Here is a 23,919-nt window from a genome sequence, read left to right on the forward strand (position 1 = left end):
TGCAGCTCACATTCCCATGCCGCCATCGACCGGCAGTCCGATGCCGGTGATGAAGCGGGCTTCGTTCGAGCACAGGAACACCGCAGCATTGGCGATGTCGCCGACCTCCGCGAGCTTGCCGAGCGGCGTCTGCTCCACGACCGAGCCGACCGCGGCGTTGACGTCGGGCGCGAGACCGATCTTGACGATGTCGTTGGCCAGCTGCAGGCCCATGTCGGTCGGGATCAAGCCGGGATAGATGCAGTTGACGCGCACGCCATAACCGAGCTTGCCGGCCTCCATCGCAGCGACCCGTGTCATGCGATCGACCGCGGATTTCGTACCGGAATAGACCGAGATGCTCGGGAAGGCGATCGTCGCCGCGACAGACGCGATATTGACGATCGCGCCGCCTTTGCCCGCCGCTCCGCCCGGCCGCATCGCGCGGAAGGCGTGCTTCATGCCGAGCACGGTGCCGACGATGTTGACGTCGCACATCCGCCGCGCATCCTCGGCCCTGATCTCGCTGACCAGCGACGTGATCTCGATGCCGGCATTGTTGACGAGGATGTCGTAGCCGCCGAGGGTGGCGACCGTCGCAGCAGTCGCTTTCTCCCACTGCGCATCGTCGGCGACATCGAGATGCACGAAGCCGGTCTTCACACCGAGCCTGGCGATCTGGCCGGCGCTGTCCTTGCCGACGTCATCGAGAATGTCGCCGATCATGACCGCCGCACCGGAGCGCGCCAGTGCTTCTGCAATCGCCGCTCCTATCCCGCGGGCTCCGCCGGTGACCAGGGCTTTGCGGCCATCAAGGCTCTTCTCACTCATCGCACGTCCTCCCTTTGCTTGGACTGATCTTTTGGACTGATCTGTTCGCTGATGATCGGTGCGTGCTGGCATTGGCAGCACGGTGCCGGCGCGGTTTGCGCAACGGCATGCGAGTCCGTTCCGGCGGCGCGGCGCCGGTGGGTGCATTTCCTCCATTTGCTGGCGTCTTGACGACTGTCCAAATTTCTTGGCGCGCACACTCCTCCCGGAACTTGACAGTTGTCAAGGAAAAAATTTGACAGTTGTCAAAGAGGATGGTCTGTAGACGATGACCGACGACGTGATCGTGGTGACCAAGAGACGGGAGACAGCGCGACGATGGCGCGGCAAGCGACAGGAGCGGCGAAGCGGGAGGCCGTGGCGGAGATCGTGCGGGACGACAAGTTCAACGCGCGACGCATCGAGCTTGCCGAGGCAGCGCTCGAAACGCTTGGAGAGCTCGGCTTCGCCCGGACCAGCCTGCGGGAGATCGCGCAGAACTCGGCGTTCACGCACGGCGTGTTCCACTATTATTTCAGCGACAAGCTCGACCTGATCTGCTGCTGCGTTCGCCACTACAAGGCCAAGTGCGTGACGCGCTATGACGAGGTCGTCGCGACAGCAACGAGCCGCGACGAATTGACGGAGGGCTTCCTCGCCAAGCTCGCAGCAACGCTGCAGAACGAAGCCCGCATGCACCGGCTTTGGTACGATTTGCGCTCGCAGGCGATGTTCGAGGCGGCGTTTCGCAAGGATGTCCTCGAGATCGACAAGAGCCTGGAAGCGATGATCTGGCGCATTGCCTCTCGCTATGCCGAGCTCGGCGGCAAGCGGCCGGCGTCGTCGCCAGGCGCGCTCTACGCGCTGTTCGACGGTCTATTCCAGAGTGCGCTGCTCAAGCACCTCTCGGGTGACAAGAGGGCGGTCCCCGAACTGCTCGACGAAGTCCGGCGCCTGCTGCCGACGGTCTGCTGAAGCGCGGAAGCGGCGCCCACGACGGCGTCGCCGCTCGAGAGCTGCACGTTGCGCCATCCAAATTGATCGTCCGACTCGAAACTGCTTAGATGCGGCATGCCGCCGAAAGTCGAACGTCTGCCCAAGCAGCAATTGTGGTTTCCGGCCGGGCGCTATTTTCTGCGCACCATAAAGCGCGATGACGCCTCGCAGCGCTGGGCGGACTGGTTGTCCGATCCCTGGACGGTGCATGTCCTCAACACGTCACCGCGTGCGATGACCAAGGCGGAGATCGCCGACTACATCAAATCCTTCGATCAGCGCGAACGGCTCCTGCTCGGGATATTCGAGCGTGGCAGCCGCATCCATGTCGGCTTCATCCGCCTCGACATCAACGCGGCGGCGAGCGAGGCGCTCGTCAGCGCCGTGATCGGAGAAAAGGAGCACCGCAATTCCGGAGCGACGGTGAACACCTTCATTCCGCTGCTCAGGTTCGTATTCGACGATCTCAAGCTGAGCCGCATCCGCGCCTTCGTGCTGGAGCGCAATCAGACGACCATTCAATATCTGTCGAAGCTCGGATGGACGCTCGAGCCCGAACCCGAAAAACCGGTGCGATCGCACACAGATGGATCGCTTCTGGCGCTGCGTCGGATGACCTGGGACCGGCCCGGTTTCCAGGCCTGGTTGAAGAGCCCGATCGGACAGCGGATCGTGAATCGCATGGAAGCGGCGCGAGGTTGAGCCCCGGCCGCTCCCTTTGTCTGCTTAAGCGGTCAATCAGTACTTCGCGACGACGGGTGACCCGCCGAACCGATAGTTGATGCCCACCTTCACGATATCGATGTCCTGACGAATATCGATCAACGCGGTGGTGGCGGCGACTGGATTGGCGAACCCCACGCGCTTGCTGTCGAAGCCGTAGTGAGTGTACTCGATCAAGGCCGACCAGTTCGGGGCGAAGGCCCACTCGACACCGGCACCTGCCACCCAACCGACACGATCGGTGCTGGCGCTGGAATTACAGGGCTCAAAAACGAGGAATCCCACACCGGGACAAACGAAGCCGCCAATCGTCGCGAAATTGTTCAGATTGTACCGGTCATGCGCAAACCCGACGCCGCCCTTGCCGTAAACGAGCAAGCGATCCCATGTGTAGCCGATCCGACCCGTGACGCTGGCGACCCAGTCGGTGCGGCTCGACAGAGTGGCGGGCGCACCGGTCTTTCCGGCAAAGAAGGGATCGTTGGCGGTGCCGTGAAGATCGGTGGCCGTGAAATCGCCGGCAATCCCGATCACCCAGTTGCTGGCAAATTGGTAGTCGCAACCAGCCTGAATGCCTCCGACAACTCCGACGTCTCCGTTTACCCCAATGCGATCACCAGGCACATTGCCTATGGTCATTGCAGGCGCGATGACCGCCCCCGTTCCGATGCCGGGATCCGTGAAGCCCGTTCGGCTCGCACCGCCGCCGACGTGACCTCCGATATAGCAGCCGGTCCAACTGAAAGGCACGGCCGCCGCAACCGGCGCTTTCGTGTAGGGACGAGCTCCCAGATCGGCACCTTGAGCAGAGCCTGCGAGAATCAGAGCCGACGTCGCCAGCAGCAGTCGTTTCATTCATCACCCCAAAGCAATCAGCATAGAAATCTTCGGCAAGGTACATCGGCCGACTTCCGCGCGCTGTATTCGGACAGCAACACTCCGACACATTTGGTAACTCAGTACTGTCTGAACACAACGCGACACGGCGCCTTAAGCTTGATGACGGCGCTCCAGGCTGAACTATCCGATCGTCGGATGGCTTCACGCCGGCGCGGCTGAGTTCAGGTCACGCCCGCCGCCTCAGCGCCCCGCCGGAATCAGCGCCCGCATGATCTCCGGCTTCCAGCTTTGACGCGCGCTGTCGAAGGCTGCGAAATCATGATCGAATTGCCAATAGGCCCAGGCCCAGCCGAGCCGCTCCGCGCTTCGCGCCACGAACGACAGATATCTCGTCCGTGCTTCGGCTGGCGCGGCCTCGTACACGCCGAACTCACCGAGATAGATCGGACGCTTTTCCCGTTCGGACCAGGACCGGATCTTGTCGAAATCGGCGCGCGCCTTCCGTTCGTCCTCCGGCGTGCCCCAATCAAGCGGGCCTATTTGCGAGAACGTCGGCGACCACGGTGCGCCCTGATGGGTGAAGCGGATCGGCGCGTAATAGTGAAACGTGACGATGATGTTTCGGTCATCCGGCGGCAGGACCAGGTCCTCGACGGGCATCTCGTCGACGTTGAGGACCGCGGCGATCACCGGCCGCCGGGGGTTGGTGGCGCGGATGATGCCGAGACATTCGTTCAGGAGGGCGTTCCAGGCGGCGGACGTCATCTGCCCGCCCGGCTCATTGAGCACCTCGAAGACGAGCCTCGGATATTTTCCGGCATAGCGCGCGGCGATTTGCGTCCAGAACGCTTTCAGCTTCCCGGCGCACTCGGAGACGTCGCGCTGACAGATATGGGTATCGTGCTCGTCCAGGATGGGGATGAGATTTCGGGCGAGCACCTCCTCGATCACCGCATCGAGCCGCCTCAAGACGATCTCGTCCAGCGCATTCTCCGGGTCCATGAACTTGAAGCCGAAGAAATTGATCCGGACGTGCGAGAAGCCGGCGCGCCTGATCGCGGTGAGGTTGTCCAGACGAAATGGCGCGTTCCGGCCTCCCTCCCAAATGCCGTCATAGCCGAGGATGTTGATGCCGCGACCCAATTTCGGGGGAGCGGGCGCGTGGCCTTGCGCTTTTGCCTCGGCCGGAAAGCGGATCCCAAGCACGGACAGCGCCAAGGCGAGGCCGAAAGCTACCGACCAGCGGACGCAGATGGCATTCATCCTGCCTGCCCCATCATTGCTGCAGGCCTTGCTGTGGCACCGGCCTGCACACCGCGAAGAAGAATGCGACGAGCAGCACCGAGGTGAACATCGTCGAGCGAAGGAACATCGTCTCCGTGAAATTCGATTGAAAGCTGAGGACGACGAATCCGATGATGAGAGCGCAGTGGCGACGGTCGATCGACCGCGTGGCGATCAGGTACAGGACCTTTTCCGAGAACAGATAGACGCTCGCCACGAACAGCACGTATCCCAGGAATCCCGTTTCCATCGCCACCGCGATGTAGCCGCTATGATAATTGTCCAGCACCCAGCCGTGGTTCTGGTTGAAATAGTCGTAAATCGCAGGGCGCGTCCAGAACCCGTTGATGCCGAAGCCCAGCAGCGGCGCATCGTCGAAATGGCTGATGGCGTACTGCCAGATGAAGGTTCGCTCGGTCAGATTGATGGTCGATTCGCCGAGGTGGATGGAATCGTAGCCCGTGACATAGAAATACAGGATCAGGAGCGCAGCCAGGATGCACATGACGACCGGCAGCACCGCGTAAATCCTCATGCAGCGGATCGACCATAGCGAGGTCATGAGCAGTGCACCGGCGGCGATTGCAACGGCACCGGCACCACGGGATTCCGAGGCGATGACGCATGTCGATGCCAGGAGAAACGTCAGCAGAAAAACTGTCCAGCCCTGGCCCGTCATCTTCTGATAGCAGGCAAAGAACATCAGATAGGCGCTGATGAAGCCGAGGGTCTGCTTCGATTCGTAGATTCCCTGCCACTGGCCGTTGTGCATCCAGCTCTGATCGACGCCGATCTCGGGCACGAAAACCGCACACAGGGCCGAGGCGGCGACCAAGATAAAGAGCCCCAGCGACGTCGCTCCGACGATCTCGTCGATGTCGATCCGCGTGATCAGGCAGTACGCACCGAAAGTCGTCATCACGAGGGCCGCGCTCTTCATGATCGCCGCGGTGGCGAGGCCGGTCCAGAGCACGGAGACAGCGGCGAGAGCATAGAATGCGACCAGCGCGATGAAATCGGGATTTGGCTGCACGCGCAGGCAGGGTCGCACGAAGGCACTGGCGTAGATCAGGATGACCCACATCAGAAGCGCAACGGCCTGTTGCACGAAGCTCCATTCTGCGGGAAGCAGCGCGGGCTGGAGGACTCCCATCGACGCGATCACGTTGACGGTGATCGAGCCACGCATCACGATTCTGGCAAGCTTTTCCACGCCGACGCCGGGCGCTTGCCAGATCGCGCTGTCGTCCTCCTCGGAATCGTGCAGGCTGGTCATGAGCTGACCGCCTGATGGACGGCGAATCTTGCCTCACCGCGCACCACGGGCGCCTTCGCACGCGCGCCTGCCGCGGGCATCGGCCGGTCGAGGCCTGATTCCCAGGGCCGTTCTCCCGCCGCGGCCGCGAGGCGCAACGGCGTCATTCCATTCCCAGTCACGTCCGCTCAGTCCACGGCTTCGAACGGCTCTCAGCGGATGTTGGCGCCGCCCAATGTGCCGTGCGTCTCAAGCGGGAAGATTGTCCTACCTTCTACCTTTGAGATCAAGGTGGCATGACGGGACGCTGCCCTCACAATCAGGTGCAAGGGACGATCGGACCCTTGCCGGGCGAGAGGGACGGAAGGTTACGCCGCCGTTGCCGGCGGCAGCGCCAGCACGGAATAGATCGCCTGCGCATCGCGCGAGGCGCGGAGCTTCTTGGCGATGTCCTGGTCGCGCAGCAGGCGGGCGATGCGGGCGAGCGCCTTGAGGTGATCGGCGCCGGCGCCTTCGGGGGCCAGCAGCAGGAAGACGAGATCGACCGGCTGGCCGTCCATCGCCTCGAAGTCGATCGGACGATCGAGCCGCGCGAACAGGCCGAAGATCTTCTCCAGCTTGGGCAGCTTGCCGTGCGGAATGGCGACGCCATAGCCGACCGCGGTGGTGCCGAGCTTCTCCCGCTGCAGCAGCACCTCGAACACCGAGCGCTCGTTCTGCCCGGTCAGCTCAGCGGCCTTGGCCGCCAGCTCCTGCAAGGCCTGCTTCTTGCTGTTGACTTTCAATGCCGGGAGAATCGCCTCGGGTGCGACCAGATCGGTAATCGGCATGGAAGCTTTCCGAGGTGAATTAAACCGTCAGGTTCCGATTTGGCCGGCTTGATAGACCAAGCCCGGCCGGCGTCCATAACATGAAGCAGGAGGGGGACTTAGCCCGAAACCCCGCCAGGCCCAGATGTGGGGGGCTTCTACTCCAACGCAATCCCGGTGCCAACTCCCGCGTGCAGCTTTGCCCCCGTCATTGTTAAGGGCGGGATGGTACGGGCGCCGGCTGACGGGCCTAGCCACCGGCCTGGCCGTCCACCTTGGCTTCCGGCGGGTCGATCCAGCCCACATTGCCGTCCGCCCTGCGGTAAATGATGTTCACCCGACCGGACGAGCCATGCTGGAATACCAGGCAGGGTGCCCCGCTGAGGTCGAGTTCCATGACGGCTTCGCTGACCGAGAGCCGCTTCAGCGACGTGGTTTGCTCCGCGATGATGACGGGGCTGTAGCCGGCGACGTCCTCTTCGCCCTCTCCGGGCGCTTCCAGCACATAGCTGGTGGCGTCGAGCGCAGCCATCGCCTCGGAGGCGGCATGGGCCTTGCGCGCGGAGCGGTCCTTGAGCCGGTTCTTGTAGCGCCGCAGCCGCTTCTCGATCATCACCAGCGCCTGGTCGGCACTGGCATAGGCATCCGGTGCGTTCGAATCGGCTTCCAGCGTGATTCCCGAATCGAGATGCAGGGCGCAATCGGTGCGAAAGCCGAAGCCGTCCTTGCTCAGCGTGATGTGGCCGGAATAATTGCCGTCGAAATATTTGCGCAGCACCTCGTCGGTACGGTCGGCAACGCGGCCGCGCAGCGCCTCGCCGACGCTGATGCTCTTTCCCGAGATTCTGAGAGTCATGTGATGCCTCGCTTGGTTGGTGCCCAGCTTGGATCGGTCTCGATGGGGCATCGAGAGTAGCGCGATTTGGCGCCAGCGCAATCAGGCCGGTTCGGGATTGCGGGAGCGATCGGACAAGGCGGTAGAGAGGACGTTACCAAGAGCGCTCTGCTTGTCGCGGCGGCGTTGCACCGAGGAAGGTATGCGCATGGCTTCGCGGTACTTCGCGACCGTGCGGCGGGCAATATCAATGCCCGAGGCGCGCAAGCGTTCCACGATGGTGTCGTCCGACAGAATCGCGGAGGGCTCCTCCGAATCGATCAGCTGCTTGATGTGGTGACGCACCGCTTCCGCCGAATGCGCTTCGCCCCCGTCGGCCGAGGCGATCGAGGCCGTGAAGAAATATTTCAGCTCGAACGTGCCGCGGTTGGTCGCCATGTATTTGTTGGCGGTGACACGTGACACCGTGGATTCGTGCATCTGGATGGCGTCGGCGACGGCCTTCAGATTGAGCGGGCGCAAATGCGCGACGCCATGGGTAAAGAACCCGTCCTGCTGGCGCACGATCTCGGTCGCCACTTTCAGGATGGTGCGGGCGCGCTGGTCGAGCGCGCGCACTAGCCAGGTCGCGTTCTGCAACGCATCCGTGAAATAGGACTTGTCGCCGTCCTTGCCGACCTTCTTCGACAGCTCGGAATAATAGGTCTGGTTGACCAGCACGCGCGGCAAGGTGTCGCTGTTGAGCTCGACATGCCAGCCGCCGTCGGGGCCCGGGCGGACATAGACGTCGGGCACCATGGTCTGCAGGCGCGCCGAGCCGAACTTCATGCCGGGCTTGGGATTGAGGCGGCGGATCTCGCCGATCATGTCGGCGATGTCCTCGTCGTCGACGCCGCAGATCTTGCGAAGAGCCGCGATGTCGCGCTTGGCGAGCAGATCGAGATGCTCGACCAGCGCCTGCATCGCGGGGTCGTAGCGGTCGAGCTCGCGCAGCTGGATCGCCAGGCATTCGCTTAAGGAACGCGCGCAGACCCCGGGCGGATCGAATTTTTGCAGCACGGCGAGGACGCTTTCGACCTCGGCTTGCGATGCGCCGAGACGCTCGGCGGCTTGGCCGAGATCGGGCGGCAGATAGCCGGCCTCGTCGACGAGGTCGATCAGGTACTGGCCGATCATGCGTTGCGCGGGCGCGGTGAAGGCAACCGAGAGCTGCTCGGCGAGATGGCCCGACAACGTCGTCTCGGCCGCGACAAAAGCTTCGAGATTGTAGTCTTCGTCACCGGAGGCGCCGCCGCCCCATTCGGTATAGGTGGTCGGCGCGGCATCCTGAGCGTTGCGCGCGGCTGCCTCGGCCGGCTCCTCGGAGAAGACGTTGTCCAGGCCGGTGTCCAGGGTCTGCTCGATCTCGGCGCGGGTGCCGAGATCCTTGCTCATCCACTCTTCCTGGCCCGGCTCGAAGCCTTCCGCGCTACCGCCGAAGCCGTCCTCGCCCTGGCCATCGCCATGACCGTCATCTTGGCCGCCCCCGGAATCGCCGTAACTGCCGGCCTCGGCCGAAGCTTCGCCCGCGGGGGCCTCGTCACTGGCCCGTTCCAGCAGCGGGTTTCGCTCGAGCTCCTCTTCCACGAAGGTCGTGAGATCGAGATTGGACAATTGCAGCAGCTTGATCGCCTGCATCAGCTGCGGCGTCATGACCAGCGACTGCGATTGCCGGAACTCTAATCTCTGCGTAAGCGCCATGAAGCAAGAACCGATCCCAAAAGTTGGTCCGATTTTTGCTTATCCTAGTCTCAGCCCGATGTACACGTCTTGACGAATTGGAAAATAGGGCTAGAGGCGGAATTCCTCGCCAAGGTAAAGGCGGCGCACGTCCGGATCGGCAACGATCTCATCCGGAGTTCCCTCCGTCAAGATTTCCCCGGCATAGACGATATAGGCACGGTCGGTGAGGCCGAGCGTCTCGCGGACATTGTGGTCGGTGATCAGCACGCCGATGCCGCGGTTGGTGAGATGGCGGACGAGATCCTGGATGTCGCCGACCGCGATCGGGTCGATGCCGGCGAAGGGCTCGTCGAGCAGCATGTAATTCGGCCGCGTCGCCAGCGCGCGTGCGATCTCGACGCGGCGGCGCTCACCGCCGGACAGCGCGATCGACGGTGATTTCCGTAAGCGCGTGATGTTGAACTCGTCGAGCAGGGAGTCGAGCTGCTGCTCGCGCTTCTTGCGCGAGGGCTCGACCACTTCGAGCACGGCGCGGATGTTCTGCTCGACGGTGAGGCCGCGGAAGATCGAGGCTTCCTGCGGCAGATAACCGATGCCGAGCCGCGCGCGCTGATACATCGGCAGCTTGGTGACGTCGTGGCCGTCGAGCTCGATCGCGCCGCGATCGGCCTTGATCAGGCCGGTGATCATGTAGAACACGGTGGTCTTGCCGGCGCCGTTCGGGCCGAGCAGGCCGACGGCCTCGCCGCGGCGCACATAGATGCTGACGCCGCGCACCACTTGCCGGCTGCCGAAGGCCTTTTCCACACTATGCACAGCCAGGAATCCGGGCCGCTTCAGCAGCTGCGGCGCGCCGGCACCGTTGGACCTGGCGGCCGTTCGGACGGGATGAACCGCCTGCGGACGCGGCTCGGCCGGATAGTCGCCCGTGTAGTCACCTTGGAACTGGTCGGGCCCGCGGGGCTGGTCGCGGGCAATCGGCGTGTCCCTGACAGGACTGGGCACGAGGCCGCCGACGCTGTCCCCGAGCGCAGTGATGTCCTGACGCGCAAATCCTGGCCGGCCGCGCTTGGCGGGGCGCCGACGGAACATGCTGAAGAGATCGACCATCCCCGCCTTTTAGCCTTTGGCGTCGTCTTGCGCGAAATCCGCGCGATCTGTCGCGCCAGCCTGAGCGATTGGCCGACGCAGCATGGGTGAAGGAATGTCTCATGCCCAGTGAAACACGCCCGAAAAGCGGCGGACCCCGCTTCGAAAGCCCTGCGCGCTAGATACAGGCTCGCTCGCCAAGCTTCAACCTCGGATCGGGAGCACCCGATCCAAGTTGTTGAATTCATTTTTGTTTACTTGCGCCGGGCAATTGCAAGGGCGGCGCCGCGCCGGGTTTGGCGCCCTGGCTGCAATCATTGCTGCCGCCCTGCGGCAGCAGCGCCTGCACCCGCCCGTTGTCGGATTCCACGCGGGACACGCCGGTGGTCATGTCGACCATCAAGCGATCACCGCGCAGCACGTTCTTACACTGCGTCAGGACCACCTGGCCCGAGCCGCCGAGCATGGTGATGAGGTTGGTCTTGGTGTCGAACACGGCGGTCTCGCCCGTCACCACCTGGTCCTTCTGGGTGACCACGACGTTGCCGCGCGCCTCCAGCCGCTTGATCGAGGAGCTGCCGCCCGGACCGGGCTGCGCCGACTGCATCGGCGCCGATTTCGCGCCTTTCGCCGCGGGCTGCGGCGCGGCCGGCTTGTCGCCGCCGGACTCGTAGAACACCACCAGCGTCTTCGAGGTCATGGTGGTGTCGCCCTGCACGACCTTCACATTGCCGGCGAAGGTCGCCTCCTTCTTCTTGTCGCGCATCTCGAGCGAGGCGGCTTCGATCTGGATCGGCTGATCGCGGTTCTGCGAAAAGCCCTGCATCGCATTGGGCACACCCTGCATCGTGCTCTGAGCAAGGGCCGCACCCGTGACGAGCAGCGCCAGGCCGATAGCGAGCGCGGCCTTGCTGACAAAAACGTCACGCGGAAAACAGGTCATCATGAAAATCACTTCGAATTGGCAGACTTGTTCTGAGGCGTGCGTGTCTTCGTCGGCGCCGCCTCGGGTGGTGCAGGCTGCGTCGCGGCGGGCTCGTCGAGCTTGTCGAGGTGCATCACCACATTGCCCTCGAAGCGGATGACTTCGCCGCCTTCGGTAATTCGCAGGCGATCCGCACTCAGCGTGCCGTTGGTCAGCTTGACGTCGACGCGCTCGTCCGAGGAGACCGTGCCCTTGCCCATGTCGACGAAGGCCGAGTTCAGCCGGGCCTCGTAGCCGGTCGAGGTGCGCAGCAAGATATCCTTGCGCAGATCGAGCTGCTGCTGCTTGTTGTCGAAACGGCCGGTGCGGGCATCGAGGAATAGGGTCGACTTATCCTCCATCAGCACTTTCGCTCGCAGGTCATTGAGATCGACGTGATCGGGATCGGTGATGTCCTGAGTCGCGGTCTTGGCCCAGAGCTCGTAGGGCCGCTGGTCCGGCGTGTATCCGGCGAGGTGCGGCGATTCCATCGTGATCTTGGTGCCCGACACCACTAGATTTCCGGAGTCGAGCGGCAGCTTCGGCATCAGCATGCGGAACGGATTGAAGATCGAGACGCCGATGATGATAGCCATGGACAGCACTACAGCACCCGGGACCGCGATGCGCAGAATCCGCACCAGGCGGCTGTGGCGCGCCGCGCTGGCAAACTTCGCCGCAAGCGCGGCGTCGTAGGTGGGGTTCTGGGCCGAATTCACCGGGGTTCCTGCTTACCTGTCTCCTGACGTATCGCTCGCCTTGTCCGGTCGAGGGGGCGCACCCCATTCTATCCGGCGCCGCCGAAATATGCAGCCGGCGACAGGCCGTTACGAAAGTGTCCGAAACGGGGCGGTCGTCTCTCCCTCTCCCGCTTGCGGGAGAGGGCCGGGGAGAGGGTGTCACCGCAATGGGACAGTCTCCTGGAGGAGAGAACCCTCACCCGCGCCTTCGGCGCGACCTCTCCCGCAGGCGGGAGAGGTTAAAGCACCTCAGGAGTGCGCGAAAATGTCCTCCTCCGCCCAGCCCTGGAGGTCCAGCAGGGCGCGGGTCGGCAGGAAGTCGAAACAGGCCTGCGCCAGCTGGCTGCGGCCTTCCCGCACCAGCATGGCGTCCAGCCGCTCGCGCAAGGCATGCAGATGCAGCACGTCGGAGGCGGCGTAGGCGAGCTGCGGCTCGCTCAGGCTGTCGGAACCCCAGTCGCTGGACTGCTGCTGCTTGGAGAGGTCGATGTTGAGCACCTCGCGGACGAGGTCCTTGAGGCCGTGGCGGTCGGTGTAGGTGCGGGTCAGGCGGGACGCAATCTTGGTGCAATAAATCGGCCCGGTCATGACGCCGAAGGTCTGGTACAGCACCGCGATATCGAACCGCGCGAAGTGGAAGATCTTCGTGACCGCCGGATTGGCGAGCAGCGCCTTCAGGTTCGGCGCGTCGGTGTGGCCCTTGGGGATCTGCACCACGTCGGCGCTGCCGTCGCCGGGCGAGAGCTGCACCACACAGAGACGGTCGCGGTGCGGGTTCAGCCCCATGGTCTCGGTGTCGATCGCCACCGCTCCGGTGTAGCGGGACAGGTCGGGCAGGTCGCCGCGGTGCAGGCGTACGGTCATGAAACCCTCGGGTCGAATCGGTGCGTCGATATCATAGGCTAGAGCATGATCCGGAAAAGTGTGCAGCGGTTTTCCGAAAAGATCATGCTCAATCAATAACCTAAAGCGCGATGACGATTCATCTTAATCGCATCGCGCTTTAGTCGAATGGATCGCGATGTAGCCAGTCGCAACAGGTCACGCAAGCGGCCGTGACCTTACGGCCGGTCAGATCGCAGCGAGCATGATGCAGATCATCGCCGCGACTGCGGTGCGGCTGGGGCCGTCCCGGAACGCGTACAGGATCGGATCGTCCGGCATCTCGCGGCGATGCGCCATCATCAGCGCACGGCCGAACCAGTACAGCAGCAGCGGCGTGAGCAGCCACAGCATCCAGGGGCGGCTGTAGAGCGGCGTCACCGCCGAGGACGAGACGTAGAGCGAGAACACGGTCACCGCGTTCATGGCGCTTGCCGCCGCCATCGCGGCGATGACGTTAAGGTCGGTGACGCGATAGTCGCGGTTCGAGGGATCGGCGAGGCCCACGCTCTCGCGCATGCTGAGCTCGCTGAAGCGCTTGATCAGGGCGAGCGAGGTGAACACGAACAGCGAGAAGATCAACAGCCATTCCGACAGCACCACGCCGACGCCGACAGCGCCGGCGACGATGCGAAGCGTGTAGAGGCCGGCGAGCGTGACGATGTCGACCAGCATCTTGCGCTTGAGCGCGAGCGAATAGGCGATCGTGGTGACGAGATAGAGGCCGAGCACGCCGAGAAACAGCGGCGAGATGCAGAGGCTGGCGGCAAGCGCGAACAACCACAACGCAGGGATCGCCGACAGCGCTGACGAGATCGGCAAATCGCCGGCCGCGAGCGCGCGGTGGCGCTTGGTCGGATGCTGCCGGTCGGCGGCGAGATCGAGCAGATCGTTCATCAGATAGGCGCCCGAGGCGCAGGCCGAGAACGCCAGGAATGCGAGCAGCGCGTGGCCGAGCGTCGAAAGGTTCAGCTGATGCGCCGTGAGCGCGGGCACGAACACCAGCGTGTTCTTGGCGTATTGATGAACGCGCAGCGCCTTCACCCAGGTGGCGAGGCCGGCTCTGCGGACCTCGCGATTTTCGATGCGCGCGATGGAGGCACGATCGAACGGGACGCTGCCCGCCGCAAGATCGGCCGTCGTAACGACGCCATCGAAGCCGAGATGCGCCGCGATCGCCGCGGCATGAGCCGCGAGCCGATCCGCGACGAGATAGATCTTCTCGCCGCGCGCCCGTGCCGCCAGCGCCCGGTTCATCACATCGGAATCATAGGGCAGATGGGCGTAATCGATCTCGGCTCGCGCCAGGATCGCCGTGAGCGCCGCCATGCCCGCCCGTCCGCCCGCGCCGAAGCGCGCCAGCATGCGGCCGGGGCTGGAGAACAGCGCCTCCATCAGCAGCTCGGAATGCAGCAGCGCGCCTTCGAGGTCGATGACGAGGGTCCGGGGCGCCGACGGCTCGGACACGCCAGGATCATACTGCGGGGCACGCTGCTCCATCGAAAAACGCTCTGACTTGCCGCGACATGACCGGCATTCGGCCGGGGAGCAGGAAATGGGTCGCCAACCCTATGGGAACATTCACTAAAGGCGGCTTAATCAGGGGCGGCGGGGGCAGGACACCGCTTGATACGCGGAGGGTTCAATAATAGTTATTAAAGCATGAGTGGTCGGAGAGGCGCGGTATGGCGGTAAGTGCAGACCTCGGCGAAGCCCTTGAAAGCTTTATAACAAAGCTCGTCGCGTCGGGACGCTATCACTCCAAGAGCGAGGTGCTCAGAGAGGGCGTGCGGCTCATTCAGGAGCGCGAGGCGCGGCTCGCTGCGTTGGATGCCGCGATCGCGCGCGGGCTCGACGATGCGGACGCGGGACGGACCAAGCCGATGTCAGACGTTTTTGACCGGCTCGAAGCGAGATTGGCCGATAAGGCCGATCGCACGTGATCGTCGTCCTCACCGCGGAAGCCGAGGCCGACCTCGAAGACATCGCATCATACGTTGCCGCGCAAAGCCCGCAAAGCGCACTCACGCTCATCCGTGGACTGCGGGAGAAGTGCGAAACACTCGCCGATGCACCGCGCGGCTACCCCTTGGTGCCGCGCTATGAGCAGAAAGGCATTCGCCGGCGCCCATTCGGGAACTATCTGATTTTCTATCGTGTCGGTCGCGACGCCATCGAGGTGATCCATATCCTCCATGGCGCGCGAGACTATGAGCCACTGCTCTTCCCGGCGGACTAGCGCCCACTGCAATTCGTCCCGCCGCACCCCATCTATTGCCGACCCCGCACTGTCTTGCCCCTCACTGCGACTGAGATCTGATGACCGAACCAACGCCCGCTGCGCCGATCGACGACCAGCGTCCGCGCGGATTTTCGCGCTACCAGGCGCTCCTCATCGCGCTGCTGGCGCTGACGCAGTTCACGATCATCCTCGATTTCATCATCATGTCGCCGCTCGGCGCCATCCTGATGCCCGCGCTCGGCATCACGGCGGGGCAGTTCGGCGTTGCCGTATCGGCTTACGCGTTCAGTGCGGGACTATCGGGCATCCTCGCCGCCGGCTTTGCCGATCGTTTCGATCGCAAGCGCCTCCTGCTGTTCTTCTATGTCGGCTTCACGCTCGGCACGCTGCTGTGCGCGGTGGCGCCGAACTACCATGTGCTGCTGATCGGCCGGATCGTGACCGGATTATTCGGCGGCGTGATCGGCGCGGTCGTGCTCGCCATCATCACCGACCTGTTCTCGTTGCAGATGCGCGGCCGCGTGATGGGAATCATCCAGACGGCGTTCGCCGCCAGCCAGGTGCTCGGCATTCCCGCCGGCCTGTTTCTCGCCAATCACTGGAGCTGGCATGTCTGCTTCGTCGCCATCGTCGTGCTGTCGATCGTGACGATCGCCATCATCGCCTTCGCCATGGAGCCGGTCGACGCGCATCTGAAGCTGAAACAGGACAGAAACCCGTTCCGCCATCTGGTCGCGACGGTCAGTGAGCCGCGCTACACCCTCGCCTTCGCCGTCACGACGCTGCTGGCGACCGGCGGCTACATGCTCATGCCGTTCTCCAGCGCCTACACCGTGCACAATCTCGGCATCGACATCACGCATCTGCCGACGATCTATCTCGTTTCCGGCCTGTTCAGCATCGTCACGGGACCGCTGGTCGGCCGCGCCAGCGACGCGTTCGGCAAATATCCGACCTTCGTGTTCGGCTGCGCCATGACCGTCCTCATGGTGCTGATCTACACCCATCTCGGCCACGTCTCGCTCGCGACCGCGATTCTGGTCAACGTGCTGATGTTCGTCGGCATCTTCTCGCGCATGATCCCGTCGCAGGCGCTAATGTCGGCGATTCCCGATGCGAGCCAGCGCGGCTCGTTCAGCGCGGTGAGCGCCTCGCTGCAGCAGCTCTCCGGCGGCCTCGGCTCGGTGCTCGCCAGCGCGATCATCGCGCAAGGCGCGGACGGCGCGCTGCTCCATTTCGACCGGATCGGCTACGTCGTCGTGACCACGACGATCGTCACGCTGGTGATGATGTATTTCGTGCAGAGGGCGGTGGCGGAGCGGACGGGGAAGCAGGTGGTGTGAGGGAGCGGCTCCTGCTCCACATTCGGGTGAACCCACGCCGGATCTTCGGTGACCAAGGTTTGCATCGATGCGCCGAACGGAGATCTCCAGTGAAAGTCAAACTTGCCGCCGCGATCCTCGCCGCAGGCCTCCCGCTGGCATCGATGGCTTTCGCCCAAGACACCATCCAAAGCACCGCGCCAGCCGACCTTGCCGTGATCGATGCCTGCCTGAAGAAGGTGGAGAAAACCGGCGGTTTCGGCGGCGCCTGCGTCGGGCTCGTCGCCGACCCCTGCATCAAGGCGGCAGAGGGCGCGAACGACGATGTCGCCAGATGGAAGGCCTGCGCGGCGCGCGAACTCGCCGTCTGGACGCAGAAAACCAGTGAGGCGCTGAAGAAGGTTCAGGCCGGCGGGTTCGCCGACGCCATCAAGGCGGTCAATGACTCGCAGAAAGTTTTCGCCGCGTCGCGTGATCGCCTCTGCGCGGTCTTCGACAACGTCGACCCCGGCATGTACCGGGGCGGCGCGAGCTACTGCCGCCTGCGCGAGACCGCGAACCGCTCGCTGAGCCTGATCAAGCTCGACGCTGCGGTCAACGAGCACTGAGGCCTCCTAGCGGGGCTCGGGTCACCAGCCTTGCCGGCATCTTCCGACGTGGCGACGACGGCTATTCGGCGCGCCATGAGCGCTGTGCTTCGGTGTCGTGGACCGGTCAGCAGCTCGATGTCCTGCGGATGAGCGATTTCAATCGCTTGAGCAGGGGATGGTGCCCAGGAAAGGACTCGAACCTTCACGGCCGTTAAGCCACTGGCACCTGAAGCCAGCGCGTCTACCAATTCCACCACCTGGGCATGCCGTTTGGGGCACGGAGGCGGTTACTACGGTTCGGTGACGCCGTTGTCAATTCATGCGTGAGGCCGGGGTCGGGATGCCGATTGCGCATCGCAAACCGGCCCGATACAAGCCTGACAAGACGCACTCTTTTCCGCAGGAACGGCTCCCATGGCATCGAATCTGGACACGCTGGTCACGGTTTTCGGCGGATCGGGGTTCTTGGGCCGCAGCGTCGTCCGGGCCCTGTGCAAGCGGGATTACCGGGTCCGGGTCGCGGTGCGGCGGCCGGAACTCGCCGGATACCTCCAGCCGCTCGGCCGGGTCGGGCAGATCCACACCGTGCAGGCGAATCTGCGCTATCCGGCCTCGGTCGAGGCGGCGCTGCGTGATTCGCATGTCGTGATCAATCTGGTCGGCGTGCTCACCGAGAGCGGCAAGCAGACTTTTGACGCCGTCCAGGCCAGGGGCGCCGAGACCGTCGCCAAGGCGGCGGCCGCCGCAGGTGGCGCGCTGGTGCATGTCTCGGCGATCGGGGCCGATGCGCAGTCGCCCTCACGCTATGCCAGGGCCAAGGCGGCCGGCGAAGCCGCGGTCCTGGCCGCGGTTCCCTCCGCCACGATCTTCCGCCCCTCCGTGATGTTCGGCCCCGAGGACCAGTTCACCAACCGCTTTGCCGCGCTGGCCCGGATGTCGCCGGTGCTGCCACTGATCGGTGGCGAGACGAAGATGCAGCCGGTCTATGTCGGCGACGTCGCCAGTGCTATCGCGGATGCGGCCGACGGCAAGGCCAAGGCGGGCGCCACTTACGAGCTCGGTGGGCCGGAAGTGCTGACCATGCGCGAGATCATCGAGGCGATCCTCGAAATCACCGACCGCAAGCGCATGCTGGTGCCGCTGACGTTCGGCCTCGCCCGCTTCCAGGCCAACTTCCTGCAATTCGCGCCGGGCGCGTTCAAGCTGACGCCGGACCAGGTCACGCTGCTCGAGCGCGACAATATCGTGTCGGATGCGGCGAAGGCGGCCGGGCTGACGCTGGAAGGTCTCGGCATCACGCCCGATTCGCTGGAGGCGATCGCCCCGCAATATCTCTGGCGCTTCCGCCCGCAGGGCCAGTTCCAGCGGATGAGTGTGTGAAGCGCCTCTCTATCCGTCGTCATGCCCGGGCTTGACCCGGGCATCCACGTCTCGCTGCAGTCTCGGATACGCGTGGATGGCCGGGTCAAGCCCGGCCATGACGAGCTGGTGGGGCGAACGGGGCGAGGGGGCGCACCGCCGCTGGGGCGAGGATCCGCCCGTCACGACTTTCAAAACCTCAGCTTCTTGAACACCGCTTCCGGCAGCGTCTTGATGATCAGCATCACGAGGCGCCATTTGCCGCTGACATAGACGATGTCGCTCTTGTTCTCGACGGCGCGAAGGATCGCAGCGCCGACGACGGGGGCTTCGATGGTGAGCGGGCCGATCAGCTTCATGCCTTCCGTCATCTTGGTGCGGACGAAGCCGGGCTTGACCGTGACGACGTGGACGCCGCCACGGCTGGCGCGGGCGCGCAGGCCGGACAGGAAGGCGGAGAAGCCGGCCTTGGCCGAGCCATAGACATAGTTGGAGGCGCGGCCGCGATCGCCGGCGACCGAGGACACGCCGACCAGCGTGCCGCTGCCGCGACCTAGAAACTTTTCCGCGAACAGGCCGAGAATCAGCGCCGGACCCTCGTAGTTGGAGCGCATGATCGCGGTGGCATGGGCGAGATCGCTCTGCGCGCTCTCTTGCACACCAAGCAGGCCGACGATCGAGATGGCGACATCGGGCAGCGCGGGCAGGCCGGCGACGAAGCCCTCGAACGAGGCGGTGTCGAGCACGTCGAATGTGTGAACACCGACCTCGACATTGTAGCGCGCGCGAAGATCGGCGGCGTCAGGCTCCAGCGCGGCGACGTCGCGGCCGGCGAGCGCCACATCGTATCCCGCATTGGCAAAGGCGTGCGCCGTGGCGCGGCCGATGTCGGATGAGCCGCCCAGCACCAGTACAGACTTGCGCGACGTCACGGCCTAGACCTCATCGAACAGACGTTGTGAAAGCTTGGAGCGGATGTTGCTGGCAGGGTCGAGCGCTTTGCGGATCGCGTTGAAGCGCGGCAGGGCGGGATAGCCGGCTTTGAGCGTCTCGCGCGACTGGCGCGCATCCTTGGCGAGATAGAGCCGGCCACCGGCCGCGACAACGAGACGGTCGATCTCGTCGAGAAAATTCAGGATGTCGCCGCGCACGGGGAAATCCAGCGCCAGCGTGTAGCCGGGCAGCGGAAACGACAGGATGCCCTCGCCCTGGCCGAGCTTCTTCAGCACCGCGAGGAAGGAGGCATCGCCGCGCCGCGCGACGCGCCCCAGAATCTCGCCGAGCACGTCGCGCGCGCCGTTCTCCGGGATCACGCATTGATGCTGCAGGAAGCCGCGCTTGCCGTAGATGCGATTCCAGTCGGCAATGCTGTCGAGCGGAAAGAAATAGGGATAGAGCGAGACCACATGGCTGCCGCCGGCGCGGCGCGCGCCCATGCGGTAGTACAGCTCGTTGAAGGCGCGGATGCCAAAGCGGTTCAGCGTCATCGAGGGCAAATCGATGGGCACGCCAAGACCGGGATGCTTGCCGGCGGGAAACGCCGCGGCGCCGGCAGGAAGCTCGTCCTTGCCGGCGTGCTCGCCGAGATAGATCAGCGAGCGGCCGAGATCCTTGCCGCGGGCGGCGCAATCGATCCACGCCACCGAATAGGTTGCGGCATCGCCTGCATCGAGCGCGCGCATCGCGGCATCGAGATCGGATGCCGAGATCACGCGCTCGCGGATCCATCCCGTTTCGACTTTGCGCAGCCGCAAGGTCGCTTCGAGGATGACCCCGGTCAGGCCCATGCCGCCGATTGTCGCAAAGAATGCGTCGGAGTTCTGCTCGCGCGAGGCTTCGATCAATTCGCCCTCGCCCGTGCGCAGCAGGATGCTGTCGACATAGCGGCCGAAGCCGCCTTCGCAATGGTGGTTCTTGCCGTGCACGTCGGCGGCGATGGCGCCGCCGATCGACACGAAACGCGTGCCGGGCAGTACGAAGGGCAGGAAGCCGCGCGGGCCGAAGGTCTCGATCAGGTCCGAGAGCAGCACGCCGGCCTCGAGGCAGATTCGGCCGGTCGCCGGATCGAACCACCTGATGCGGTCGAAGCCCGTCATCGCGACGGTCCTGACGGCCCCGATCGCGGCATCGCCATAGGCACGGCCATTGCCGCGCGCCACGGTGCCGGACACGACGGCGTCGGCAACCGCCGCGAACGCGCGCGGACGCAGCATCTCGGTATCGACGACCGGGAAGCGCCCCCAGCCGCTGACGAGGGTCATTGCTCAGCTCCTGCGCCGGGCGCGCCGCCCAGCATGGCAAACTGAGTACCGATCAAAAGCTTATATTGCGTTGAGGGCAGGGCTGTCCGCCCACCTCTCCCCGACGGGGAGAGGTCGGATTGCGCAGCAATCCGGGTGAGGGGCCGCGGCCCTCAGTGAGACTGTAACCCCTCACCCGGACCGCATCTTGCGATGCGATCCGACCTCTCCCTACGGGAGAGGTGAACCGAGAACCTCGGTCAGCATTATCCGATCAGAGATGTCTACCGTCCCAGCGCCAGCGCGATCAGGCCGAGGGTGCCGACGATGACGCGCCACCAGGCGAACAGCAGGAAACCGTGCCGGGTGACATAGGTCAAAAACGTCTTCACCACGATGATCGCGGTGATAAAGGACACCACGAAGCCGATCGCGACGATGTTGATGTGGTCCATCGTCATCTCGGCGCGGCTCTTGTAGAAGTCGTAGGCGAACGCGCCGATCATGGTGGGGATCGCCAGAAAGAACGAGAATTCCGCCGCCGCGCGCTTGTCGGCTCCGAGCAACATCGCGGCGACGATGCTGGCGCCGGAGCGCGACACGCCCGGGATCATGGCCACGCACTGCGCGATGCCGATATAGAGATACATCAAGAGCGGAAATCTGGTGGCATCATGCTCGCGCGGCTTGAGCTCGAGCTTGTCGACCCAGAGCAGGATGGCGCCGCCGACGATCAGTGTGAAGCAGATGACCCACGGATTGAACAGCAGGAGCTTGATGTACTTACCGGCGACGAGGCCGACGATGACAGCGGGCAGGAATGCGACCAGCACGCCGATCATGAAGCGGCGAGCATAGGCATCGCCCGTGAACAGGCCGATCACGACGTCCCACAGCTTGCGAAAGTACAGCCCCACGATCGCGAGAATCGCGCCCAGCTGGATCAGAACCGTAAACGAATCCCAGAACGCGCCTTCGCCGAGATGAAAGAAGCGCTCGGCTATCAGGAGGTGGCCGGTCGAGGATACGGGAAGGAACTCGGTCACGCCCTCGATGATGCCGAGGATCACTGCCCGTACTGCGTCTGACATATTTACGGTCCATTTCGGCTGGAAAAGCGGGGCTCTTCTCGCCTATTCGACCCCATGCCGCAATCGCAAAATGCCAAATCACGCCCTTGCTTCGAGGTTTTGAAGGACTAGTGTGGCGCCGCACAAACATTGATGGATTCTTAAGCACCATCACATAGTCAAAGGCTTCATGTTTACGCTGTTTCATCATCCGTTCTGTCCGCATTCGCGCTTCATTCGCCTGATCGCGGGTGAATACGGGCTTGACCTGAAGCTGATCGAGGAGCGCAGCTGGGAGCGGCGCGAGGCGTTTCTGCTGCTCAATGCAGCGGGCACCACGCCCGTGCTGGTGGACGACGAGCAGCCGCCGATTCCGGGCGCGGCCATCATCGCCGAATATGTCGATGAGGCCTATGGCGCCGGGATGGGCCCCAAGCGCCTGATGCCGGAGACGCTTGCCGAGCGTGTCGAGGTGCGCCGGCTGATGGCCTGGTTCAACGAAAAATTCTTCGAGGAGGTCTCGCATCCACTCGTCACCGAGCGCATCTACAAGCGCTTCATGAGCGAGGAGAACGGCGGCGGGCCGCCTTCGGCCGACGTGATGCGCGCAGCGAAGGCCAATGTGCGCTATCATCTGGCCTATATCGGCTGGCTGGCGCAGACCCGCAACTTCCTCGCCGGCGACCGGCTCACCTACGCGGATCTCGCCGCCGCGGCGCATCTTTCGGCGATCGACTATCTGGGCGACGTGCCATGGAGCGAGGACGACGCAGCAAAGGCGTGGTACGCGCGGGTGAAATCCCGCCCGTCGTTCCGTCCGCTCCTCAGCGAATGGCTGGCCGGCGTGCCGGCCTCGCGGACCTACGTGGACCTGGATTTCTGATGAGGGCCGTCATGCCCGGGCTTGTCCCGGGCATCCACGTGCTTCCTGTCTCGGTGAGGATTACACAAGAACGTGGATGGCCGGGACAAGCCCGGCCATGACGACGTCGAGTGTGGATGCATGAACAACATCGACACAGACACGGATCGGTTGCGCAGCGCGCTCGAAGAGCAGGCGCACGCGCTCGGCTTCGACTGCATCGGCGTCACCGCGCCGGGCTCGATCGATGCAGCCGGACAACACTTCCTCGAATTCATCGCCTCGGGCGGCCATGGCGACATGGATTGGCTCGCGAACCAGCCGGAGCGCCGCGTCGACCCGCGCGGGCTGTGGGCCGACGTGCGCAGCGTGATCATGCTCGGCGTCAATTACGGTCCCGATTCCGATCCGCTTGCCGTCCTGAAGCAGCGCACGCGCGCGGCGATCTCGGTCTATGCGCAAGGCGACGACTATCATGACCTGATCAAGAAGCGGCTGAAGGCGCTGGCGCGCTGGCTGGTCGCGACCGCGCCGAGCGAGGTGAAGGTGTTCGTTGACACAGCGGCGGTGATGGAGAAGCCCTTGGCGCAGGCCGCGCATCTGGGCTGGCAGGGCAAGCACACCAACCTCGTCTCGCGCGAGTTCGGCTCGTGGCTGTTTCTCGGGGCGATCTACACCACGCTGGAGCTGCCGCGCGACGAACCCGAGATCGATCATTGCGGCTCATGCCGGGCCTGTCTCGACATCTGCCCGACCGCGGCGTTCCCCGCGCCCTACAAGCTGGATGCGCGGCGCTGCATCTCGTATCTGACCATCGAGAACAAGGGCCCGATCCCGCACGAGTTTCGCAAGAGCATCGGCAACCGCATCTACGGCTGCGATGATTGCCTTGCCGCCTGCCCCTGGAACAAGTTTGCGCAAGAGGGACGTGAGGCAAAACTCGCCGCGCGCGACGAGTTGCGCGCGCCTTCGCTCGCTGAGCTGGCACGGCTGGACGACGCGGCATTCCGTGCGCTGTTCACGAAGTCGCCGGTGAAGCGCATCGGGCGCGACCGGTTCGTGCGGAATGTGCTGATTGCGATCGGCAATTCGGGCGAGGTGACGCTGGCGGACGAGGCGCGGCGATTGCTAGTTGATGCAAGCCCACTGGTGCGCGGGGCGGCGGTGTGGGCGCTGGGGCAGTTGCTGGCGCGCGAAGAGTTTGAGGCGATGAGATCTGCCGCTGAGAGCAACGAGCAGGACAATAGCGTGCGCGAGGAGTGGCGGGCCGCCTCCTGACTTGATTTCCCCGCCCATTCCCGCAATC

At 64.2% G+C, this 23,919-nt stretch carries 24 protein-coding genes and 1 tRNA gene; 9 read left to right on the top strand and 16 right to left on the bottom strand.

Annotation, left to right across the window (positions count from 1 at the left end; translation table 11 throughout):
* Positions 1-6: 6 nt before the first annotated feature.
* Positions 7-810 carry an SDR family NAD(P)-dependent oxidoreductase gene (locus tag ABIA40_RS30215; RefSeq protein WP_271543413.1) on the bottom strand — a complete coding sequence of 268 codons (804 nt, stop codon included), beginning with the start codon at positions 808-810 and terminating at the stop codon, positions 7-9.
* A 318-nt stretch (positions 811-1,128) separates the two neighbouring features.
* Here ABIA40_RS30215 and ABIA40_RS30220 point away from each other — a divergent pair, with 318 nt between their 5' ends.
* Complete coding sequence (locus ABIA40_RS30220) at positions 1,129-1,764, top strand: TetR/AcrR family transcriptional regulator (protein ID WP_271543411.1); 636 nt, start codon at positions 1,129-1,131, stop codon at positions 1,762-1,764.
* 96 nt (positions 1,765-1,860) lie between these two features.
* Complete coding sequence (locus ABIA40_RS30225) at positions 1,861-2,487, top strand: GNAT family N-acetyltransferase (RefSeq protein ID WP_157286008.1); 627 nt, start codon at positions 1,861-1,863, stop codon at positions 2,485-2,487.
* Positions 2,488-2,523: 36 nt separating this feature from the next.
* On the opposite strand, the gene ABIA40_RS30230 is transcribed toward ABIA40_RS30225, so the two are convergent.
* The 11 genes from ABIA40_RS30230 to ABIA40_RS30280 form a co-directional block, all read right to left on the bottom strand.
* The gene (locus ABIA40_RS30230; RefSeq protein ID WP_275500466.1) at positions 2,524-3,363 is read right to left on the bottom strand and encodes an outer membrane protein; all 840 of its coding nucleotides are present in this window, start codon (positions 3,361-3,363) and stop codon (positions 2,524-2,526) included.
* Positions 3,364-3,588: 225 nt separating this feature from the next.
* On the bottom strand, positions 3,589-4,611 hold the full coding sequence (locus ABIA40_RS30235; RefSeq protein ID WP_271543407.1) for a glycoside hydrolase family 5 protein: 1,023 nt from the start codon (positions 4,609-4,611) through the stop codon (positions 3,589-3,591).
* 13 nt (positions 4,612-4,624) lie between these two features.
* Positions 4,625-5,908 carry an O-antigen ligase family protein gene (locus tag ABIA40_RS30240; protein WP_404544878.1) on the bottom strand — a complete coding sequence of 428 codons (1,284 nt, stop codon included), beginning with the start codon at positions 5,906-5,908 and terminating at the stop codon, positions 4,625-4,627.
* A gap of 347 nt (positions 5,909-6,255) precedes the next feature.
* A complete protein-coding gene (gene ptsN, locus ABIA40_RS30245) occupies positions 6,256-6,717 on the bottom strand; it encodes a PTS IIA-like nitrogen regulatory protein PtsN (protein WP_008141251.1) in 462 nt (153 codons plus the stop codon).
* A 229-nt stretch (positions 6,718-6,946) separates the two neighbouring features.
* Positions 6,947-7,552: a ribosome hibernation-promoting factor, HPF/YfiA family gene (hpf, locus tag ABIA40_RS30250; RefSeq protein WP_404544881.1), complete on the bottom strand. Its 606-nt coding sequence runs from the start codon at positions 7,550-7,552 to the stop codon at positions 6,947-6,949.
* Positions 7,553-7,633: 81 nt separating this feature from the next.
* Complete coding sequence (gene rpoN / locus ABIA40_RS30255) at positions 7,634-9,271, bottom strand: RNA polymerase factor sigma-54 (RefSeq protein ID WP_271543401.1); 1,638 nt, start codon at positions 9,269-9,271, stop codon at positions 7,634-7,636.
* A 90-nt stretch (positions 9,272-9,361) separates the two neighbouring features.
* On the bottom strand, positions 9,362-10,363 hold the full coding sequence (gene lptB / locus ABIA40_RS30260; protein WP_157287273.1) for an LPS export ABC transporter ATP-binding protein: 1,002 nt from the start codon (positions 10,361-10,363) through the stop codon (positions 9,362-9,364).
* Between the two features lie 223 nt (positions 10,364-10,586).
* Positions 10,587-11,288 (bottom strand): LptA/OstA family protein, encoded by a 702-nt coding sequence (locus ABIA40_RS30265; RefSeq protein ID WP_271543398.1) that lies wholly within the window; start codon positions 11,286-11,288, stop codon positions 10,587-10,589.
* A 5-nt stretch (positions 11,289-11,293) separates the two neighbouring features.
* The gene (gene lptC / locus ABIA40_RS30270) at positions 11,294-12,025 is read right to left on the bottom strand and encodes an LPS export ABC transporter periplasmic protein LptC (RefSeq protein ID WP_271543396.1); all 732 of its coding nucleotides are present in this window, start codon (positions 12,023-12,025) and stop codon (positions 11,294-11,296) included.
* Between the two features lie 270 nt (positions 12,026-12,295).
* On the bottom strand, positions 12,296-12,910 hold the full coding sequence (locus ABIA40_RS30275) for a ribonuclease D (protein ID WP_271543393.1): 615 nt from the start codon (positions 12,908-12,910) through the stop codon (positions 12,296-12,298).
* A 207-nt stretch (positions 12,911-13,117) separates the two neighbouring features.
* Entirely contained in the window at positions 13,118-14,428 is a 1,311-nt protein-coding gene (locus tag ABIA40_RS30280; protein ID WP_404544884.1) for a UbiA family prenyltransferase, read from the bottom strand.
* Between the two features lie 185 nt (positions 14,429-14,613).
* Here ABIA40_RS30280 and ABIA40_RS30285 point away from each other — a divergent pair, with 185 nt between their 5' ends.
* The 4 genes from ABIA40_RS30285 (at position 14,614) to ABIA40_RS30300 (ending at position 17,100) form a co-directional block, all read left to right on the top strand.
* A complete protein-coding gene (locus tag ABIA40_RS30285; protein ID WP_271543389.1) occupies positions 14,614-14,871 on the top strand; it encodes a type II toxin-antitoxin system ParD family antitoxin in 258 nt (85 codons plus the stop codon).
* Positions 14,868-15,167: a type II toxin-antitoxin system RelE/ParE family toxin gene (locus ABIA40_RS30290; RefSeq protein ID WP_271543387.1), complete on the top strand. Its 300-nt coding sequence runs from the start codon at positions 14,868-14,870 to the stop codon at positions 15,165-15,167. The genes ABIA40_RS30285 and ABIA40_RS30290 overlap by 4 nt, the downstream gene beginning before the upstream one ends.
* 80 nt (positions 15,168-15,247) lie before the next feature.
* Entirely contained in the window at positions 15,248-16,513 is a 1,266-nt protein-coding gene (locus tag ABIA40_RS30295; RefSeq protein ID WP_404544888.1) for an MFS transporter, read from the top strand.
* Positions 16,510-17,100: a DUF1311 domain-containing protein gene (locus ABIA40_RS30300; RefSeq protein WP_404544890.1), complete on the top strand. Its 591-nt coding sequence runs from the start codon at positions 16,510-16,512 to the stop codon at positions 17,098-17,100. Before ABIA40_RS30295 ends, ABIA40_RS30300 begins: the two co-directional genes overlap by 4 nt.
* 158 nt (positions 17,101-17,258) lie before the next feature.
* Here the strand turns inward: ABIA40_RS30300 and ABIA40_RS30305 are convergent.
* Positions 17,259-17,345, bottom strand: a tRNA-Leu gene (locus tag ABIA40_RS30305).
* A 151-nt stretch (positions 17,346-17,496) separates the two neighbouring features.
* Between ABIA40_RS30305 and ABIA40_RS30310 the strand changes: the two genes are divergently transcribed.
* Positions 17,497-18,462 (top strand): complex I NDUFA9 subunit family protein, encoded by a 966-nt coding sequence (locus tag ABIA40_RS30310; RefSeq protein WP_404544893.1) that lies wholly within the window; start codon positions 17,497-17,499, stop codon positions 18,460-18,462.
* Between the two features lie 170 nt (positions 18,463-18,632).
* On the opposite strand, the gene ABIA40_RS30315 is transcribed toward ABIA40_RS30310, so the two are convergent.
* The 3 genes from ABIA40_RS30315 to ABIA40_RS30325 form a co-directional block, all read right to left on the bottom strand.
* On the bottom strand, positions 18,633-19,373 hold the full coding sequence (locus tag ABIA40_RS30315; protein ID WP_404544895.1) for an SDR family oxidoreductase: 741 nt from the start codon (positions 19,371-19,373) through the stop codon (positions 18,633-18,635).
* Between the two features lie 3 nt (positions 19,374-19,376).
* Positions 19,377-20,702 (bottom strand): FAD-binding protein, encoded by a 1,326-nt coding sequence (locus ABIA40_RS30320; protein ID WP_404544897.1) that lies wholly within the window; start codon positions 20,700-20,702, stop codon positions 19,377-19,379.
* Positions 20,703-20,965: 263 nt separating this feature from the next.
* On the bottom strand, positions 20,966-21,772 hold the full coding sequence (locus ABIA40_RS30325; protein WP_404544900.1) for an undecaprenyl-diphosphate phosphatase: 807 nt from the start codon (positions 21,770-21,772) through the stop codon (positions 20,966-20,968).
* Between the two features lie 169 nt (positions 21,773-21,941).
* Between ABIA40_RS30325 and ABIA40_RS30330 the strand changes: the two genes are divergently transcribed.
* Both ABIA40_RS30330 and queG read left to right on the top strand, forming a co-directional pair.
* Positions 21,942-22,634: a glutathione S-transferase family protein gene (locus ABIA40_RS30330; protein ID WP_036024387.1), complete on the top strand. Its 693-nt coding sequence runs from the start codon at positions 21,942-21,944 to the stop codon at positions 22,632-22,634.
* 120 nt (positions 22,635-22,754) lie between these two features.
* Positions 22,755-23,891: a tRNA epoxyqueuosine(34) reductase QueG gene (queG, locus tag ABIA40_RS30335; protein ID WP_404544902.1), complete on the top strand. Its 1,137-nt coding sequence runs from the start codon at positions 22,755-22,757 to the stop codon at positions 23,889-23,891.
* Positions 23,892-23,919: the final 28 nt, after the last annotated feature.

It is taken from the genome of Bradyrhizobium sp. USDA 223, assembly GCF_044909005.1.
Lineage (GTDB): Bacteria > Pseudomonadota > Alphaproteobacteria > Rhizobiales > Xanthobacteraceae > Bradyrhizobium > Bradyrhizobium yuanmingense.